The sequence below is a fragment of the Bosea sp. ANAM02 genome (assembly GCF_011764485.1).
Taxonomy (GTDB): domain Bacteria; phylum Pseudomonadota; class Alphaproteobacteria; order Rhizobiales; family Beijerinckiaceae; genus Allobosea.
Genome location: NZ_AP022848.1, coordinates 544,188 through 561,728 on the forward strand (window position 1 = coordinate 544,188; position 17,541 = coordinate 561,728).

At 66.2% G+C, this 17,541-nt stretch carries 18 protein-coding genes; 4 read left to right on the forward strand and 14 right to left on the reverse strand.

Annotated features, from left to right (window positions below; translation table 11 throughout):
• Positions 1-34 precede the first annotated feature (34 nt).
• The 12 genes from OCUBac02_RS02635 to OCUBac02_RS02690 all read right to left on the reverse strand — a co-directional run bounded on the left by OCUBac02_RS02635 (position 35) and on the right by OCUBac02_RS02690 (position 11,680).
• Positions 35-1,780 (reverse strand): NADH:flavin oxidoreductase, encoded by a 1,746-nt coding sequence (locus OCUBac02_RS02635; protein WP_173043343.1) that lies wholly within the window; start codon positions 1,778-1,780, stop codon positions 35-37.
• Positions 1,781-1,800: 20 nt separating this feature from the next.
• The gene (locus tag OCUBac02_RS02640) at positions 1,801-2,763 is read right to left on the reverse strand and encodes a dihydrodipicolinate synthase family protein (RefSeq protein WP_156134474.1); all 963 of its coding nucleotides are present in this window, start codon (positions 2,761-2,763) and stop codon (positions 1,801-1,803) included.
• Between the two features lie 48 nt (positions 2,764-2,811).
• On the reverse strand, positions 2,812-3,579 hold the full coding sequence (locus OCUBac02_RS02645) for an SDR family NAD(P)-dependent oxidoreductase (protein WP_173043344.1): 768 nt from the start codon (positions 3,577-3,579) through the stop codon (positions 2,812-2,814).
• A 4-nt stretch (positions 3,580-3,583) separates the two neighbouring features.
• Positions 3,584-4,369 (reverse strand): SDR family oxidoreductase, encoded by a 786-nt coding sequence (locus OCUBac02_RS02650; protein WP_173043345.1) that lies wholly within the window; start codon positions 4,367-4,369, stop codon positions 3,584-3,586.
• 164 nt (positions 4,370-4,533) lie between these two features.
• Positions 4,534-5,331, reverse strand: coding sequence for an aspartate dehydrogenase (locus OCUBac02_RS02655; protein ID WP_173043346.1), 798 nt, complete (start codon positions 5,329-5,331; stop codon positions 4,534-4,536).
• A complete protein-coding gene (locus OCUBac02_RS02660) occupies positions 5,328-6,134 on the reverse strand; it encodes an alpha/beta fold hydrolase (RefSeq protein WP_244639075.1) in 807 nt (268 codons plus the stop codon). Before OCUBac02_RS02660 ends, OCUBac02_RS02655 begins: the two co-directional genes overlap by 4 nt.
• Positions 6,135-6,145: 11 nt before the next feature.
• Positions 6,146-6,463 carry an NIPSNAP family protein gene (locus OCUBac02_RS02665; RefSeq protein ID WP_244639076.1) on the reverse strand — a complete coding sequence of 106 codons (318 nt, stop codon included), beginning with the start codon at positions 6,461-6,463 and terminating at the stop codon, positions 6,146-6,148.
• 4 nt (positions 6,464-6,467) lie between these two features.
• A complete protein-coding gene (locus OCUBac02_RS02670; RefSeq protein ID WP_047574755.1) occupies positions 6,468-6,983 on the reverse strand; it encodes a cupin domain-containing protein in 516 nt (171 codons plus the stop codon).
• Positions 6,984-7,010: 27 nt separating this feature from the next.
• A complete protein-coding gene (locus OCUBac02_RS02675) occupies positions 7,011-8,327 on the reverse strand; it encodes a TRAP transporter large permease (protein WP_047574753.1) in 1,317 nt (438 codons plus the stop codon).
• Positions 8,324-8,836, reverse strand: a complete 513-nt coding sequence (locus tag OCUBac02_RS02680) for a TRAP transporter small permease subunit (RefSeq protein WP_173043348.1) — start codon at positions 8,834-8,836, stop codon at positions 8,324-8,326. The genes OCUBac02_RS02675 and OCUBac02_RS02680 overlap by 4 nt, the downstream gene beginning before the upstream one ends.
• Before the next feature lie 62 nt (positions 8,837-8,898).
• Positions 8,899-9,954, reverse strand: a complete 1,056-nt coding sequence (gene dctP, locus OCUBac02_RS02685; RefSeq protein ID WP_173043349.1) for a TRAP transporter substrate-binding protein DctP — start codon at positions 9,952-9,954, stop codon at positions 8,899-8,901.
• Between the two features lie 58 nt (positions 9,955-10,012).
• Complete coding sequence (locus tag OCUBac02_RS02690; RefSeq protein ID WP_197933304.1) at positions 10,013-11,680, reverse strand: FAD-dependent oxidoreductase; 1,668 nt, start codon at positions 11,678-11,680, stop codon at positions 10,013-10,015.
• On the opposite strand from OCUBac02_RS02690, the gene OCUBac02_RS02695 reads away from it, so the two are divergent.
• Both OCUBac02_RS02695 and OCUBac02_RS02700 read left to right on the forward strand, forming a co-directional pair.
• Entirely contained in the window at positions 11,663-12,043 is a 381-nt protein-coding gene (locus tag OCUBac02_RS02695; protein WP_173043350.1) for a cupin domain-containing protein, read from the forward strand. The genes OCUBac02_RS02690 and OCUBac02_RS02695 overlap by 18 nt on opposite strands.
• Before the next feature lie 276 nt (positions 12,044-12,319).
• Entirely contained in the window at positions 12,320-13,033 is a 714-nt protein-coding gene (locus OCUBac02_RS02700) for an orotate phosphoribosyltransferase (RefSeq protein ID WP_173043351.1), read from the forward strand.
• Positions 13,034-13,108: 75 nt separating this feature from the next.
• On the opposite strand, the gene OCUBac02_RS02705 is transcribed toward OCUBac02_RS02700, so the two are convergent.
• The gene (locus OCUBac02_RS02705) at positions 13,109-13,603 is read right to left on the reverse strand and encodes a MarR family winged helix-turn-helix transcriptional regulator (RefSeq protein WP_173043352.1); all 495 of its coding nucleotides are present in this window, start codon (positions 13,601-13,603) and stop codon (positions 13,109-13,111) included.
• 45 nt (positions 13,604-13,648) lie between these two features.
• Between OCUBac02_RS02705 and OCUBac02_RS02710 the strand changes: the two genes are divergently transcribed.
• Positions 13,649-14,539: an alpha/beta fold hydrolase gene (locus tag OCUBac02_RS02710; protein WP_173043353.1), complete on the forward strand. Its 891-nt coding sequence runs from the start codon at positions 13,649-13,651 to the stop codon at positions 14,537-14,539.
• Between the two features lie 103 nt (positions 14,540-14,642).
• Here the strand turns inward: OCUBac02_RS02710 and hemH are convergent, their stop codons facing one another.
• Complete coding sequence (gene hemH / locus OCUBac02_RS02715; RefSeq protein WP_173043354.1) at positions 14,643-15,707, reverse strand: ferrochelatase; 1,065 nt, start codon at positions 15,705-15,707, stop codon at positions 14,643-14,645.
• Between the two features lie 280 nt (positions 15,708-15,987).
• On the opposite strand from hemH, the gene OCUBac02_RS02720 reads away from it, so the two are divergent.
• The gene (locus tag OCUBac02_RS02720; RefSeq protein ID WP_173043355.1) at positions 15,988-17,508 is read left to right on the forward strand and encodes a bifunctional metallophosphatase/5'-nucleotidase; all 1,521 of its coding nucleotides are present in this window, start codon (positions 15,988-15,990) and stop codon (positions 17,506-17,508) included.
• Positions 17,509-17,541 lie beyond the last annotated feature (33 nt).

The window sequence follows — 17,541 nt, forward strand, 5'->3', positions numbered from 1 at the left end:
TCTCCTGCCTGCCCCGCAGCGTGCGAGCCGTCTATCACGCGGTCGTGTCGGCATCCACGCGACCATAGACGGCGGCATAGGCGCTGGCGATTGCTGCCCGCGTCTTGCCGGGCGCGAGCGCATCGCCGATGATTTCGACGGGAATGCCAAGGCTTGCGATCCGCGCCGCGGCCTTCGGGCCGCCGGGCTCGCGCGCCCGGTGGTAGAACCAGTCGCGCAACCCGTCATGCGAGGCAGCGGCCTTCAAAGGCCAGTGTCGGACGAGGCCCGTCGAGAGCATGGCGCGCACTGCCGGGCCGAGCCCGCCGCGATAATCCGCTCCGGTCGCAACGACGATGTGATCGAAACCGACGAGTCGCTCCGGGTTCATGATCGGATCGAGTCCCATTTCGATCCGAACGCCACGCTGCCGGCAGAGAAGCAACGCGGCATCGACATGCTCGATCAGGCTTTGCCGATCCGCCGCCACGCCCTGATAGAGCGGCGCAAGCCCGGCGAGCCTCAGCGCGCCGCCGGGCCTGGTCTTGCGCTCGAACAACGTGACCCGGTTCTGCAGTGCCGCCAGCCCTGCATAGGTCAGGCCGGCGGGACCGGCGCCGATCACGGCGATCCGCTTGCCGTTCAGCAGGCTCCGCGCGTCCGCGAAGGCACGCTCCCGGCCGGTCGTGGGATTGACGATGCAATGCAGCTTGCTGCCGGTCCGCATGCCGTCGACGCAGGAATTGCAGGCGAGACAGCGACGCACCTCATCGCCTGCGCTCGCATGGGCGACCCAGTCGGGATCGGCCAGCAGCGGGCGGCCGAGGGCGACAAAGTCGATTGCGCCGGCTGCAATCGCCGCCGCCGCCCGTGCGGGATCGCCAAGGCGTCCCACACCGATGACAGGGACCGGAACGACCGCCTTGATGGCGCGCGCGAAGTCGAGGAACGGGGTCGGCGGTGTCGCCATCGGCGGGATCATGATGGCGGCGGAGGGTTGCGAACGATAATGGCCTGCGGTGACATGGATCGCATCCGCGCCGGCCTGCGCAGCCCAGCGGGCAATCTCCACGGCCTCCGGAGCCGTCATGCCGTGCTGGAAAAAGTCGTCGCCATTCATCCGGAAGATCACGGCAAGGCCCGGCACGGCAGCCTTCACGGCACGCAGGATATCGAGGCCGAAGCGGGCGCGGTTCTCAAGCGGGCCGCCATAGCGGTCCTCCCGGCGGTTCTCCAGCGGGTTGAGGAATTGCGAGATCAGATAGCCGTGTGCGGCGTGGATCTCGACCGCGTCGAAGCCGGCCTTCCCCGCGCGCTCCGCCGCCTGCGCGAAGGCCTCGACACAGGCCGCGATGCGCGCCTCGCTCATCGCCTGCGGGACGATGATCTCGGTATGGCCTTCCTGAACGCTGTGCGCGATCGCGGAGGGCGCCACAGGCTCCTCGCCGCAGATGTCGCGACGCGTGTGCCCTCCGCCATGGCCGAGCTGGATCGAGGCCTTCGCTCCCTGCTCATGGATGATCCGGACAAGCCGCTCGAGGCCCGGCAGGAAACGGTCGTCGCCGATTCCGAGCTCGAAGCGGCGATGCTTGCCCGCCGGCTCCGGCGCCGCCATCTCGACCGTGACGAGCCCGACGCCGCCTGCCGCACGCGCTGCGTAGTAGGCGAGCCCCTCCTCGGTCACGAAGCCTTCGGCATCGGCGTGGCGCGTGGTCATGGGTGCCATGATCACGCGATTCCCGAGATGAAGCGGGCCGATGCGGCCGGGCGTGAAGAGAAGGTTCGTCCCGTCGCGCGCCATGGTCGCTTGCCTCGTCGGCGTCAGGCGGCCATCGGCAAGGCGCCTTCGCGTCCGATCCCGGCCTGTTCGAGCGCCTGTCCGATACGGGCAATCTCGGCCTCCGTGATCTTGACCAGAGGCGGGCGCACCACCGCTTTGTCGAGACGCCCGAGCAGGACCAGGGCCTCCTTCATCCGGTTGTGCATGTCGAGGAAGGGCGGCGCGTAGAACGCCTGCGACAAGGGAACGATGCGATCGTTGATGGCCTGCGCCGCCTTGAGATCGCCGGCCTGGACCGCGCGGAACAGGGCAACCTGCAGGTCCGCGATCACGGAGCCGGAGCCCGAGAGCAGCCCGTTGCAGCCCAGCGTCAACGAAGCCATGAGCCAGGACGAATGGGTGGTGAGGACATTCACCGGGCGGGGCAGATTCTGGAAGGTGCGAATGTGCTTCTCGTGCAGCATGGCGTCGTTCGACCAGTCCTTGATCGCGGCGATGGTCGGGACGTCCTCGAACAGGGCGAGCAGCGTGTCGAAGGCGAAGCCGAGCCCGCCGGCCATCGGATACTGGAAGGCGATGATGGGCAGATCGGTGGCATCGGCGATACGCCGGTAATGCGCGATCGCCATCTCGGGCCGCAATTGCCCGCCCATCGCCATGCTGTTGGGCGGGAAGACCAGCAGCGCCGAGGCACCTTCCCGGTCCGCCATCGCGGCGATGCGCGCCGCCTCGATCGATCCGTCGGCATAGACGCCGTTGATCAGGGGAACCTCGTCGCCGACTTCCGCCAGCGAAGCGGCCAGGATCTGCTGCTGCTCCTCGAAGCTGCAGGCATGGACCTCGGAGGCATGGCCGTTGACGGTGACGGCCGCGACTCCATCGACCAGCGCGCAGTCGCGCAGGTGTCGGCGCGTCTGGCGCTCATCGATGCCCATGTCGTGGTCGAGCGCCAGAAGCGTCGCCGGGATGACACCGGCCGGGCGGAAGTCCTTGAAGCGTCGCATCATCGATCTCCGTTTGCTGGTTGTTCCGATCGGCCGGCCCTGGAACCGTCAGTCGTTCCAGAGACCGCCCGTTACGCTGATCGTTTCGCCGGTGATGTAGGCCGCCTCGTCGGAGGCCAGGAACAGGACGGCGCGGGCGATGTCGTCGGGATAGCCCGGCCGGCGCAGCGGAATGCTCCGCGCCCGGTCATGGGCGCCCGGCAGTCCCTCGGCCTTGCGCTGGGCCTCCGATTCGTCGCGCATCTTCGTGTCGACGATCAGGCCCGGCCCCACCGCGTTGACCCGCACGCCGAACTCGCCGATCTCGCAGGCCAGCGACTGTGTCATCGCGACGACCGCGAATTTCGAGGCGCAGTAGGCTCCGAAGGCCGCGGAGGCCGATTTCCCCATCCAGGACGCGATATTGACGATGGCCCCGCTGCGGCGCGCGACCATCTGCGGCGCGACCTTGCGCGTCACGTGGAACAATCCGTCCACATTGATGCCGAAGGTCGCCGTCCAGTCGGCATCGCTCATCTCCAGCAGCTTGCCGACGCGGCAGATGCCCGCGTTGTTGACGAGAATGTCGATAGGCCCAAGCGCGGCCATCAGGGCGCCGATGCCGCTTTCCACCGCCGCCTTGTCCGAGACGTCGCCGCTGGCGCAGACGATCTTGCCGCGGGTCCCGAGTTCCCGCGCCGTCGCGCCGGCCGCCGCATGGTCGAGATCGAATATACCGACGTCGCAGCCCTCGGCGAGAAGGCGGGCGGCGATGCTCTTGCCGATGCCGTGAGCACCACCGGTGACGATCGCCTTCTTCCCGTTCAAGCCGTACATCGCATCAAGCCTTCTTCTTGAGTTTGCGGTCGCCGCGGGCCGTCCAGCCGCCATCGACCACCATGACGGTGCCGGTGCAGAAGGACGCGTCGTCGCTGGCGAGCCAGAGCATCGCCTGGGCGATCTCGACCGGCTTGCCGAGGCGCTCCATCGCCTGGCGCTCCTCCAGGCCGCGGCGCAGCTCGGCGCCGTCCGGGCCGCTGAGGATCCGGGTGAAGTAGGGCGATTCGATCGTGCCGGGCGCGACGGCGTTGATCCGGATGCCGGCATCGACATGGTCGATCGCCATGGCCCGCGTCAGTGCGGCGACGGCGCCTTTCGAGGCCACATAGGCGGCGCGGTCGTGAATGCCGATATTGGCGGCGGCCGAGGCGGTGGAGACGATGGCGCCGCCGCCATTGCGTTCCATCACCGGGATGACATGCTTGCAGCCGAGATAGACGCCCTTGACGTTGACCGCCATCAGGGCATCCCAGTCGGCCTCGGAGGTCGAGACCACGGTTCCCGCGATGCCGTAGCCGGCATTGTTGACGAGGATATCGATGCGGCCGTGCCCGGCGACGACCGCTGCGACCATCGCCTCGATCTGCGCCTCGTTCGCGACGTCGACGGCATGGGGAAAGGCCTTGCCGCCGCCCGCCGTGATCTCGTCGGCGACGGCTTTCGCCGCTTCCGCGTTACGATCGGCGACGATGACCGTCGCTCCTTCGGCCGCGAAGAGCTTGCAGGCCTCATGGCCGATCCCCGAGCCGCCGCCGGTAATGATCGCGATACGCCCGTCGAGTTTCATAGGACCTCCTCCCTTCCTCAAGTCAGACTGACTTACATGTCGGTAAGTATCAACTCTATCCACGCCCGCTTGCAAGCCGCTCGCGACATGCAGCTCTGCGCCTAGAGCATCGGCCCGAAAAGTGGAACCCGGCTTTCGGGAAAAGCCGATGCAAAATCAAAGGGCTAAAGCATCGCGACCGGAGAAAAATGCTGTTCGATCGCCGCCAGCAGAGAGCGTGAAACGATCCAGGATGATTTCGGATTGGCAGGCGAGGGCCGGTTGGCGATCGTGATCGCCATGGTGCCGTACTCGCTCTCGGCCTTGACGGCGTGCGTGTTCCCCCGGGCTGCCGGATCGCAGATGACGGCGACTCTTGTCTGGTCGAAGCCGGGTCCCGCGAGGGCGAGCGCCGCTGCGACATTGAGATTCTGCGGATAGGCCGCCGCGGCTTCGCGGGCCGTTCCCTCGAACAGGACGACCTCGGATGCGAGCGCGTCCGGATCGTGCCCGAGCGCCCGCAGCTCCGCGGCCCAGGCGGCGGGAGGCTTGCGCGACTCGTACGCGACGCAGAGCCGGTCGGCCGCGCTCACCGCGCGAATGTAATCGAGGGCGCCCAGAGCGCCGGAGGCGAGCAGCAGGCGGCCGCCATGGCTGCCGGCGATATCGGCGAGCTGCTCGAAGAGCAGCTTGTCATGCAACGCTCCGATCGACGAGATCAGGACGGGAAAGCCTCGTGACAGGCAGTCCGGAACGACCTCACGGACCGCCGCGTGCCCCGCCGCCTCGACGACCAGCTCGGGCGCGAAAGCCGCGGCCTCCTGAACCGAGGTCACGATCGCGACATCGTCGGGAACACGATCGCGGGAGCGCGAATCCGCGCGCAACAGCGTTGCGACCGTATGGCCGCGCTGACGCAAGGCATCCGCAAGCTCGGCGGCGATCGCGCCATAGCCGATGAGAAGGATGCGCCGGGCGCTCACAGTGTTCCGATCCACTCGGCGACCTTCGCCGTGAAGGCGTCGGGGCGGGAGTTCGGAAAGAAATGGCCGCCGCTGTCGAGCAGGATCAGCGTCGGGGCGAGCAGGGCCGCCGCGAGCTCCTCCTGAAGGAAGGCCGGGACGATCAGGTCGTCGCGCGCACCGAGCACGAGCAGCGGCATGGCGAGCGCCGCGGCATCGGCGCTGCCGTCGAAGGCCAGGAGGGCGTCGATGCGCTCGCGCACGACCTGGCGCGCTTCCGCGGTCCGTGGAGCCCCGGCGACCGCCGCCTCGAAGACATGCCAGTTCGCTTCGAGCCAGGCGGGCGGGTAGGCCATCAGGGCCGAGCTCGAGGCATAGGCATCCGGCAGCGGGTCCAGGATCGCGCGACGGGCGCTGAAGAGCGAGGTCATATAGCGGCCGGGCTTGAGCCATGCTGCGCTCAGGATGAGGCCACGGAGACGATCGGGTGCGATCTTGCCGAGCGCCTGGCCGATGCAGCCGCCGGTGGAATGGCCGAGCATCACGCAGGTTTCGATGCCGGCGGCATCGAGCACGGCGAGGCAATCGGCGGCGAGTTGAGCGATCGTGCAGGGGGCACTGCCCCGGCTGCTCGCGCCGATGCCGCGCTGATCGAAGCGCAGCACGCGGAACTGCCGGCTGAGCGTCGCGGAGGTCCCTTTCCAGAAACCGCCGGTCCCACCCAGCCCGCTGACCAGCAGGAGTGGTGGCCCCGAGCCTTCGGACCAGAATCTGAGCCGGGCGCCATCCGGCAGCGCGACCTCGAAGCTGCCGTCCTCATTCACCGGGAGCGCGCTCATTGCAACGGCGAGTAGGAAACGGGGTTGAGGATCCGGCTGTTCTGGATATCGATCAGCCCATCGACCCGGCGCAGATAGTCCTGCCAGCGCGGATCGGCGAGCATACGGCCGCGGCGGGCGGCACGATCGTCCAGGCTGTCATAGCTCCACAGCGCGACAACGTGATTGAGCTCGCCGATCTCGGTGGTGAAATAGGCGTGGAAGGTGCCAAGATGCTCCTTCTGAAGGGGCAGCCCGAACTCTCCGTAGAGCTTCACGAATTCGGCGAGTTTGCCGGCCTTGATGCGATAGTCGCGCTCTTCGTAGATCATCATCCGCTCACTTTTTCGCGTCGAAACTGGAATCGACCCATCCGAAGACGGTTTCGCGCTCGATCTCGGCAATGTTCTCCGGCCGGGGGAACGGCGCCGGCGCCGGCTCTCCGGGCCGTTTCGGCCGCCCGATCCGCGCGAAGAACTCGTCCAGCCCACCAGGCATGAGCAGGAAGGTGAAGCTCAGCGGCTCGTCGCTGGGGTTGAGGAAGTGGTGCTTGAGGCCCTGCCCGATATAGGCGCAGGAGCCCTTCTCGATGGGGTGATCGACACCATCGATGCGCGCGATGCCGCGCCCCTCGAAGACGAAGATCACCTCCTCGTGGGCGTCGTGGACATGCTCCCGGATGGAACATTGCGGCGCCACCGTCTGCGTTCCCATCGAGAAGCGGCTGGTCCCCCCGGTCTTCGCGGTGTTCAGCAGGTTGCGCACATAGCCGTTGGCCGGCACCGGCTGCCAGTAGCTCTCGCCATCCCCTGGGCCGAGTACAACCGCCCGGCCCACGCTCTGCGTCTGCGTCATGATGGTCTCCACATCGAGCGCTGACGCTCAGTTGCCGTACATGATCTTGGGCATCCAGGTCGCCAGCCCCGGAAAGGTCAGCAACAGGATCAGCACCAGGATCTGGCAGACGATGAAGGGAATGACGCCCCAGTACATGTCCTTGAGCCTGATCTGCGGAGGCGCGATCGCCTTCAGATAGAAGATCGAAGGCGACATGGGCGGCGTCAGGTAGCTCGTCTGCAACATCACCAGGAAGACGACCGAGAACCAGATCGGGTCGATGCCGAACTGCTTCACCAGCGGCATCGAGATCGGCACGAGGATCAGAACGATCGAGATCAGGTCGACGATGAAGCCGAGCAGGAAGGCGATCAGCAGGATGATCGCGATGACGGACCAGGACGACAACCCGAACTCGCGCAGGATGCCCTGCGTCGCCTGCATGCCGCCGGAGGCGAAGAAGACGCCCGAGAACATCGAGCCCGCGAGCACGATGGCGAGGATCATGGCAGTCAGCGACACGGTCTGGAGCGAGGCCTGGAACAGCACCTTCCACGACATCCGCCGGTAGATCAGAGCCAGCAGCAGCACGCCGAACGAGCCGCAGGCGGCCGCTTCCGTAGGCGTCGCGAGCCCCATGAACAGCGTGCCCAGCACCGTGAAGATCAGGAAGCCGGGCGGCACCAGCGCCGTCGCGGTGAACTTGAGCTTCTCGCCCAGGCTGCGCGGGTCGGGCTCGTCCTCCGGCGGTGCCAGCTCGGGTTTCCAGGCGCAGACGACGACGATGTAGAGGATGAACAGGCTCGACATCAGCAGGCCGGGCAGCAGGATTCCCGCCAGGAGGTCGCCGACCGGAAGCGCCGCGATCGGCGCCAGGACCACCACCGGGATGGAGGGCGGGATGATCGTGCCCAGCGAGCCGCCGCCGCAGATGGTGCCGGAGATCAGCCGGGCGTCGTAGCGACGCTTCATCATCGCCGGTATCGCGAGCATGCCGACGAGGGTCTCCGTCGCGCCGACGACCCCGCTCGCTGCGGCGAAGATCGTGCACATCAGCAGCGCCGCGATGGCCAGGCCGCCCGGCAGGCGCCGCGTCCACATGTAGAGCGCGTCGAAGAGCCGCTCGGCGATCCCGGCACGCTCCAGGATGGAACCCATGAAGATGAAGAGCGGGATGGCGCCGAGCACATAGTTGGTCGCGACATCGTCGACGCGCTGGGCGAGCTGGTGAACGAGCGTGCCGCCGAAGCGCATGAGACCGAAGCCGAGCGCGGTCAGCATCATCGAGAAGGCGACCGGGAATCCCAGGAAGATCAGGATCATCAGCGCCGGGAACATCCACAGCACGAGCTGCGAGGTCATGGCGTTTGCTCCATGCCGGGCCGGCCGAGGGCAGCGAGAAGGTTCTCAATGGCGCGAGCCGCGCTCTGCAGCGCAAAAAGACCGAAGCCCACGGCGTAGATCGCCCGATAGGGCCAGATCTTGGGGTTCCATGCCGAAAGTCCGGAGCCCTCGCCGGTCCGGTAGACGGAGAAGACGTTGTCGACCAGCGCGCAGGTCAGCCAGACCAGCATCGCCGACAGAATGGCGTAGCCCGTCATGTCGATCAGCGCGATGGCCCGCTTCGGCAGCTTCTGGTGGATGAAATCGACATTCACATGCTGGTCGATCAGCAAGGCGTAGGACAGGCCGAGCAGGAAGATCGTACCCATCATCATGTAGCTGAGCTCGAACGCCCATTGTGTGGGGGCGTCGAAGAAGTAGCGGCTCACGACCTCGTAGACCATGGCCAGGACGAGCGGCAGCACGAGCAAGGCGGCCGCTCTGCCGGACCAGAGCGAAAGCCGGCCGATCCATGTGACGAGTACCATGCGCTGCGAGCTCCTTTCGAACCGTAGGGGAGCGGCGCCCCGGGGGCGCCGCTCCCTGAGCATCAGCGCGAGCCGATGGCGAAGCGGAATTCACCCAGAGGTTTGACGGACTTCAGGAACGCGGCCTGATCCTCGTAGACCTTCTTGAACCACTCGTTCGAGCTCGACTGCTTCTGCGCCCATTCGGTCGAGACCTTTCCGACCGCATCGACGAGGCTCTTGTCGACGGTGACGAACTCGTTGTTCGGGTTCTCCTTCATCTTCTTGTAGGCATCGATGTCGAGCTTGGCGTAGCCGAGATAGGTCTCGAGCATGGTCGCCTTGGCGGCGGTCTCCATCAGCGCCTTGTCCTTGTCGCCGATCTTGGCCCAGACATTCTTGTTGACGATGCAGTCATGCGCCGCGCTGGGCGAGTGCAGCCCCGGCATGACGACGTATTTCGCGACCTTGTTGAAGCCTTCCTGCAGGTTGCCGCCGGGGCCGCCCCACTCGATCGCGTCGACCACCTTGCGCTCCAGGGCCGAGAACACCTCGGAACCCGGCAGCACGACCGTGGAGGCGCCGAGCATCGGCGCGATCTCCGCCCAGGAGGAAGACGTGCGCAGCTTGAGGCCCTTCATGTCCTCCGGCGTGCGCACGGGCTTGTGGGAATGCATGAAGATCTCGGTTTCGAGCACGCCGCAGGGAATCGCGACGACATCGAACTTCTCCTTGCGCCATTCCTTCCAGAGCTTGGTGCCGTTGCCGTTATAGAGCCACATCATCATCTCTTCCGGGTTCGGCCCGCCGGGCCAGCCCGAGAAGATCGCTCCGGTGCGGTCCACCGCCCAGTCATAGCCGGGCCAGGCATGGCCCATGTCCGCGACGCCTTTCTGGACGGTCTCGGTCACCTTCAGCGCCGGGCCGAGCGCGCCGGCGGGGAAGACGTTGATCTTGATGCGGCCATCGGTCATCTGGCCGACGAGATCCGCATAGCGCTTGGCGCCGATCTCGAGCCAGTGGCCGCCCGCCCAAGGCGTCGCCATGTTGAGTTCCATCTTGTTCTGGGCGAGCGCGGCCCCGGCCGCGAGCGTCATGCCCGCGATCGTCGCCACGGCGGCGAATGTCCTGAATGCCATTTGTCTTTCCCCTCTGTGTTTGACTGGCTGGCGATCTCGATGTGACACGAGGCGATAGTCAGGCTGCCCGCGCCAAATCCGAGGCTTGGAGGCCGGCAAGCCGGCCGGATGTGAAGGCCCAGGCGAGATGATGGCCGTGACCTTCGAGAAGGACGCCGCCCTGCCCGGCGGAGCCGGCGGCGAAGAGGCCGGGGATCGGTTGTCCCGAGCGGTGAAGAACACGGAAATCCGTATCGATGCGCAGGCCGCCTTCGCTGAAGACGATCCAGGATTTCGCCGGTCCGAGAGCATGGAACGGGCCCTGCGTCATCGGCAGGCGCGGATCGGCGCCGGTCAGACCGGCATTGTGCCTCTTCACGCTGGTGACCAACGTTTCGGACGGGAGCCCCAGCTTGGTCGCCAGTCCGTCCAGCGTCGCTGCGCGGGCGTAGATGTCCGGCCGCGAGCGGGCGTAGTCCGGCAGATAGGCGTATCCGACGCCGGGCGCGGTCGAGATGAAGTTCGGCCAGGCGGAGAAGCGACGGGCCAGCGCATCGTCCATGACGATCCAGGCCTTCTGTCCGGGCTGGCCCCCGATCGCGTCCTGAGGTCTGTTGCGTTCGTCGCAGAAGCGCTCGCCGGCCTGGTTGACGAGGATGGCGCCGGCCTCGAACAGCCGCAGCGAGGGCGCCAGATAGGTCGTGACGAAACGCAGCAATATCGGCCGCAGCAGCCGCGCCGGAAGCCATTGCATGGCCGTGAGCAGGGCGCGGGCGACGATGCGGTGCGTCGGCATGCGCGAGATGATGCTCGGGTGCGGCGGGGCGAGAAAGCGGATCTCGGGTCCCCAGGCGAGATCCCCGTTCACGATCTCGGCGCCGACGGCCTCGGCCATCCGCTGGCCGTCGCCCGTGCTCGCCGGGTTGATCCCATCGATGTCGAGCAGCGGGCCGCTCATGAATCTCCGCTTGTAGTTCTTGTCCGCCGAACTGAAGTCTCCCGAGGCAAGGATCACGCCAAGGCGAGCGTCGATGCGCTCAGGCGCGCCAGCTTGCGGCGCGATCTCCACGCCGGTGACGCGGCCCGCCTCGGTCAGGAGCGCCGTGGCGCGGGCGTTGGCGCGCAGGACGACCCCCTTTTCACGGCAGGCTCCGGCGAGATGGCTGACATAGCCGCGAGAGTGGGGCAGGATCGCATGCAGCCTCGGCCGGCTGTGCGGCGGCTCCGGCAACGGACCCATGAAGGTCACGCCGAGCGCTTCGAGCTGGCGGATCGTTTCCGGTGCTTCGTCGACGAGGATGCGGCGCAGCGCCGGGTTATCGCGGTCGAGAAGCGGGCCGATGAATTTCTCCATATCGGCGAAGTGGGAATCGGGATCGTCCTGGATTCCGCGAACAGCCTGCAAACGCGTCGCGGCTGCGCAGATCGTACCGACCGAAAGTGCGGTCGTGCCACCGAGCCGCGGGCATTTTTCGACCACCATCACAGAGCGACCGGCGCCCGCGGCGGTCAAGGCTGCCATCAGGCCCGAGCCGCCACCCCCGATGACAATGATGTCGACAGAAGCTGTCGATCGAGTTACTGACATGTAGGTAAGTATGAATAGGATGTGATGGCTGTCAACGGGCTGGCTGACGATACGCAGCGAACGAACCGCCGGCGGCCGGGCGAACCGGCATCTCGGTTCGGCTACGATATGCGGCTGATGGCGAATGATCGGGGGTAGGCGATGAATCTCTTGGAACACGAGACCCAGCCGCTGGAAAAATGGCGGGACGGCGTGATGACGCTGATGCGGGTGTCAGCACTGGTGAAGGCGCACCAGCTTTGTATCTTCGAGCAGTTCTGCGACCCCGGCCTCGGGGCGCCCCTGCATATCCATGCGGTGGAAGAGGTGCTGGAGGTGATGGAGGGTACGGCCGAAATCCATCTGAGCGGCCAGACCCGAATCGTGCAGTCGAATGTCTCGGTGCTGATACCGGCCGGCGCCAAGCACGGTTTCAAGAATATCGGCACTGGAATCCTCAAGGTAAGAGCCACGCTGGCCGCCCCGATCTTCGAGGCGAGCTATGACGATCGGGCAGAATTGTCGCGGCGTTACGTCCCGTAACAGCGAGGCATCGGCGCCGAGCGATCGGGAATTTCGCGAGCGGGTATCGCCCCGTTCTCGCGAGACCTCCGCGTTCGATGCCGGGCGTCGCCGCAACGGTCGTTTTTCGGCAGCGCGGGCCATGCTGCCCTCTGGCCTTCATGATGTGAAAATCGCCGGGCGAAGGGATTGACCTGCCGGGAAAGCGCGATCAGAAGGGGCCGTTTGCCAATTCGACCAGTCCCTGCGCCCTTGCCGTTTCCGGCGAGCGGCGTCGCTCAGCCCGGAGACACCGCCATGTCCAACCTGTTCACCCCCACCGACAGGGCCGTGATCGCGCGCGAAGCGGCCAAGATGCTGCTCGAGATCAAGGCGGTGCATTTCTACAGCGACAAGCCCTTCTTTTTCACCTCGGGCTGGGCGAGCCCGGTCTATATCGACTGCCGCAAGATCATCTCCTATCCGCGCCTGCGCTCGACGCTGATCGATTTCGCGGCGACGACGATCGTGCGCGATATCGGCTACGAGTCGCTCGACACCATCGCCGGCGGCGAGACGGCGGGCATTCCCTTCGCGGCCTGGATCTCGGACCGCCTCTCGCTGCCGATGCAGTATGTCCGCAAGAAGCCGAAGGGCTTCGGCCGCAATGCCCAGATCGAGGGCTCGGTCGTCGAGGGCGCGCGCACGCTCCTGGTCGAGGACCTTGCCACGGACGGGCGCAGCAAGGTGAATTTCGCCGAGGCGCTGCGCACGGCCGGTGCCGATGTGCAGCACTGCTTCGTGCTGTTCTACTACGACATCTTCCCGAACAGCCGCGAGCTGATGGCCGAGATCGGTATCAACCTGCATTATCTCACGACGTGGTGGGACGTGCTGGCCGTGGCCAAGGAGAGCGGCCATTTCGATGCGAAGATCCTGGCCGAGGTCGAGAGCTTCCTCAACGATCCGGCGAGCTGGTCGTCCAAGCATGGCGGTATCTCCGCCTTCGGCGAGGAGAAGAAGCCGGCCTGAGGCATGGCTTGGCGCCTGGGCGTCTTCTCGCGTGCCGCAGCGCGCACCGGATGACGCCCTTTCAAGTAGCGCCCTTCAAATAGTGCCCTTCGCTGCGCTGCTGCGTGCCTCCAGCGCCTTGCCGACGCGTCGCATCGCTTCGCCCGCGGCATTGCATTCCTCGTCGCTGAGGACCTGCATCATCGCCTCGATCTCGGCGACATGGATCGCCATCGCCTTGCGGGTGACCGCCTCGCCGGCGGGGGTCAGCCAGAGGCGGCGCAAGCGCCGGTCGGCCGCGTCGTTGCGCCGCTCGATCAGGCCGCGCTTCTCCAGCACCGGCAGCAGCATGCTCATGGCGCTGCGCCCGACCAGAAGCTTCTCGGCCAGGGCCTGCTGTGACAGGCCGGGGACGTGGAAGATGTTGGCGAGCACATCGTAATGCGCGAGCTGGATGCCGAGCGGCGCCAGCGATTCGGTGAGCACCTTCTCCCACATGTTGTGGGCGCGGGCGATGGAGACCCAGTTGCGGAAGCGCGGCAGGTCCCAGGGCAGGACTTGCGTCTCGGAAGGCTCTTGCTTTTTGTTCATGGCTGAACATAATGGTTCAGCGTTGAACAAAATCGGGTCTTCGCCATGAGCGCTTCCGCCCTCCGTTACATGCGCCCGCTGGTCCGGGCCGCGAGCTTCATCGCTCCGCGCACGGCCGGCCGGCTGGCCTTCCGCCTCTTCTGTACCCCGCCGCGCCCGGCAAAGCGAAACGGAAACGGCGGCACGGGCGAGCAGGCGCTGCCGGCAAAGCTGCGGCAGGCGAGCCCGCGCGCGATTCCCTTTCCCTGCGGGAGTGTGCAGGCCTATGTCTTCGAGCCCGAGGGACGGGCGCCGACCCGGACGGTCCTGCTGGTCCATGGCTGGACCGGGGATGCGGCCTCGATGTCGGGTTTCGTCGAGCCGCTGCTGGCGGAGGATTTCCGGGTCGTTGCCTTCGACCTGCCCGGCCACGGCGCCTCGACCGGGCGCGAGCTCAATATCCCGCTGGGTGTCGCAAGCCTCGCAGCGGTGTCGCGCGTGTTCGGGCCGTTCCACGCGATCGTCACCCATTCCTTCGGTGGCGCGATCATGCTCGCCGCGCTGGCGGGTTCGGTCCGGGGGCAACCGGTAGTCAGCGCCGACAGGCTCGTGCTGATCTCGGCACCGTCCTCGATCACCCGGATCACCCGGCAGTTCGGCAACGCACTCGGCCTCGGCCGGCGCGGGCAGGCGGCGCTGGAGCGGCGCATCCATGTCGTCGCCGGCAATCCGGTCGAGGCTTTCGAAGGGCCGCTTCAGCTTGAGTCGATCGGATTGCCGACGCTCGTGATCCATGACCGGCAGGATCGAGAACTCGGCTTTCAGCATGCGCAGGCGCTCGCCGAGGCCGGCCCATTCGTCCGGCTGGAAGCGACGGACGGCCTCGGCCATCGCCGCATCCTGAAGGCGCGCCCGGTTGCCGAGAGCGTGGCCCGCTTCGTGGTTGGCGAGGGTTAGAGCAGTTCCACAATTCTCCGAATTGCGGAACTGCTCTAGGTCTTTGCTTTAGCGCATTTTCTTCACGCGAACCGGTGTCCATTTCGCTCGAAAGTGCTCTAGCTCAGAGCCAGCCCATCAATTCGCGCTGGACGACCTCGGCGATGACGTCGATGCCCTCGCGGGAATCATTCAGGCAGGGCAGGTAGGCGAATTTTTCGCCGCCATTATGCAGGAATATCTCGCGGTTCTCGCCGTCGAGCTCTTCCAGCGTCTCCAGGCAGTCGGCCGAGAAACCCGGTGCGACGATCGCCATCGACTTCTTGCCGGCCTGGGCCAGCGCTTTCACCGTCTCGTCGGTATAGGGCTGGAGCCATTCGTCCGGGCCGAAGCGCGACTGGAAGGTCAGCGGGAACTGCTCCTCGGTGAGACCGAGCTCAGCGCGCAGCAGGCGCCAGGTCTTGACGCACTGGCAGTAATAGGGGTCGCCCTTCAGCAGGTATTCCTTGGGCATGCCGTGGAAGGAGCAGAGGATGACCTCGGGCGTAAAATCGAGCTTCGCCAGCGAGGCGCGCATCGAGCGGGCGAGCGCGCCGATATAGACGGGGTCGTCGTGATAGGGCGGGGCGACGCGGATCGAAGGCTGCCAGCGCATCTGCATCAGCGCGCGAAAGGCCTGATCGCAGGCGGTGGCCGAGGTCGGCGCGGCATATTGCGGATAGAGCGGCACCAGCAGGATGCGCTCGCAGCCCTGGTCGAGCAGGGCCTTCAGCCGGCTCTGCACGTCGGGAAAGCCGTAGCGCATCGCCCAGTCGAAGATGACGCGCTCGCCGGCAAGCGGCTGCAGGCGCTCGGCCAATTGCTCGGTCTGCGAGCGGGTGATCGTCTTGAGCGGGCCTTCATCGCGCTCGTTGTTCCAGATCGAGGCGTAGTCCTTGCCCTTCCGGCCGGGCCGGGACGACAGGATGATCAGGTTGAGGATCGGCCACCATTTCCAGCGGGGCTCCTCGATGACGCGGCGGTCCGACAGGAACTCCTTGAGATAGGCCCGCATCGGCCAGTAGCCCGTGCCCTCGGGCGTGCCGAGATTCATCAGCAGCACGCCGATGCGCCCGTAGCGCACCCTGGGGTGATCCGGCGGCAGGGAAGCGGCTTCGCGGCTTGGTGCCGCAGCGATGTCAGCAGTCATGAGCACAAGCTCTCCCTAGATCGCCGCGCACCCTGGTGGGGGCGAGGTGGCGATCTATCTCTTTCGTGAGCATCGGATTTCTCCGGAAAGTGCAATCCACTTTTCGGTCCGATGCTCTGCTTCGTGATTTAGACGAGTTCGCGCTTTCGTCCAGCCTCGAAACCTCCGAAAGGCGAGGTGCGACACTGCCGCCATCGGCTTCCCCGCCGTGCCCGCCTCTGGTCAGCCTGGCGGCACTCTTGCTAGTCTGGAGCGGTTCTCAGGACGTAAGGGCGCCCGCATGACGAAGCTCACCCGCCGCAAGGCTCTCGGCGTCCTGGCAGCCCCGGCGACGCTGGCCGCAACCGCGCCCGTGGCGATGGCCCAGCAGCCGGCGCCGAGCTTCACGCTGCTGCTCGTCAACGACATCTACAAGATGAGCGACGACAAGGGCCGCGGCGGCTTCGCGCGCGCCGCCGGCATCGCCAAGGCCGAGCGGGCCAAAGGCGTGCCGGTGCTGTTCTGCCATGCCGGCGACTGCTACTCGCCTTCGCTGATGTCGGGCTTCGACCAGGGCGCGCATGTCGTCGCCATGCAGAACAAGATGGGCCTCGACGTCTTCGTGCCCGGCAATCACGAGTTCGATTTCGGCAAGGAGAACTATCTCAAGCTGACGGCGGCGCAGACCTACCCGACCTTCGCCGCAAACCTGCGCGATGCCGCCGGCAACATCCTGCCGCATCACAAGGATTCGCAGATCTTCGAGTTCGGCGGGATCAAGGTCGGCGTGATCGGCACGGCCTTCGATCCGACCCCTCAGGTCTCCTTTCCCGGAGACCTGAAATTCTCCTCGACCATGGAGGCGCTGCGCCGCGAGGCCAAGGTTTTGAAGGGGCAGGGCGCCGACATCCTCGTCGCGGTCGTCCATGCCGACCGGGCGATGGATTACGAGATCGTCCGCTCGCGCGTGGTCGATATCGTGCTCACCGGTCACGACCACGACCTCGCCATTGCCTATGACGGCAAGGTGGTGATGGTCGAGTCGAATGAGGAGGGCAATTACGTCACCGCGATCGACATCGCCGTCAGCGTCCGGGGCGAGGGCGCGGCGCGGCAGGTCTCGTGGACGCCGACCTTCCGCGTCAACGATTCCCGCTCGGCCACGCCGGATCCGGATGTTGCCGCCATCGTGAAGGGCTACGAGAGCGAGCTGTCGAAGGAACTCGATGTCGATATCGCGACGCTGGCCGCACCGCTCGATTCCCGCACCGGCGTCATCCGCACGCAGGAAACCGCGATCGGCAACCTGATCGCCGATGCGATCCGCTCCGCGACCGGTGCACAGCTCGCCATCACCAATGCCGGCGGCATTCGCGCCAACAAGCAATATGCCGCCGGGCAGAAGCTGACCCGCCGCGACATCCTGAGTGAACTGCCTTTCGGCAATGCGACGGTGATGGTCGAGATCACCGGCAAGGACGTGAAGGATGCGATCGAGAACGGGTTGCGCGATGCACCGCAGGGTGCCGGTCGTTTCCCGGTCGTCTCCGGCCTTACATTCGAGGCCGATCTCAAGCAGCCGCAGGGCTCGCGCGTGACGTCGGTCACGGTCGACGGCAAGCCGATCGATACTGCCGCCAAATATACCGTAGCCTCCAACAACTTCATGCTGCAGGGCGGCGACGGCTATACGGCGCTCGGACGTGGCCGGACGCTGATCGGCCTGACCGACGGCAAGCTGATGGCCAACGAGGTGATGGTCTATGTCCGCAGGCTTGGCATGGTCGATGCCAGGGTCGAAGGCCGGGCGGTCCTGAAGTGAATTGCAGCGAGGCGCTCGCAGCCTTCCTGGCGA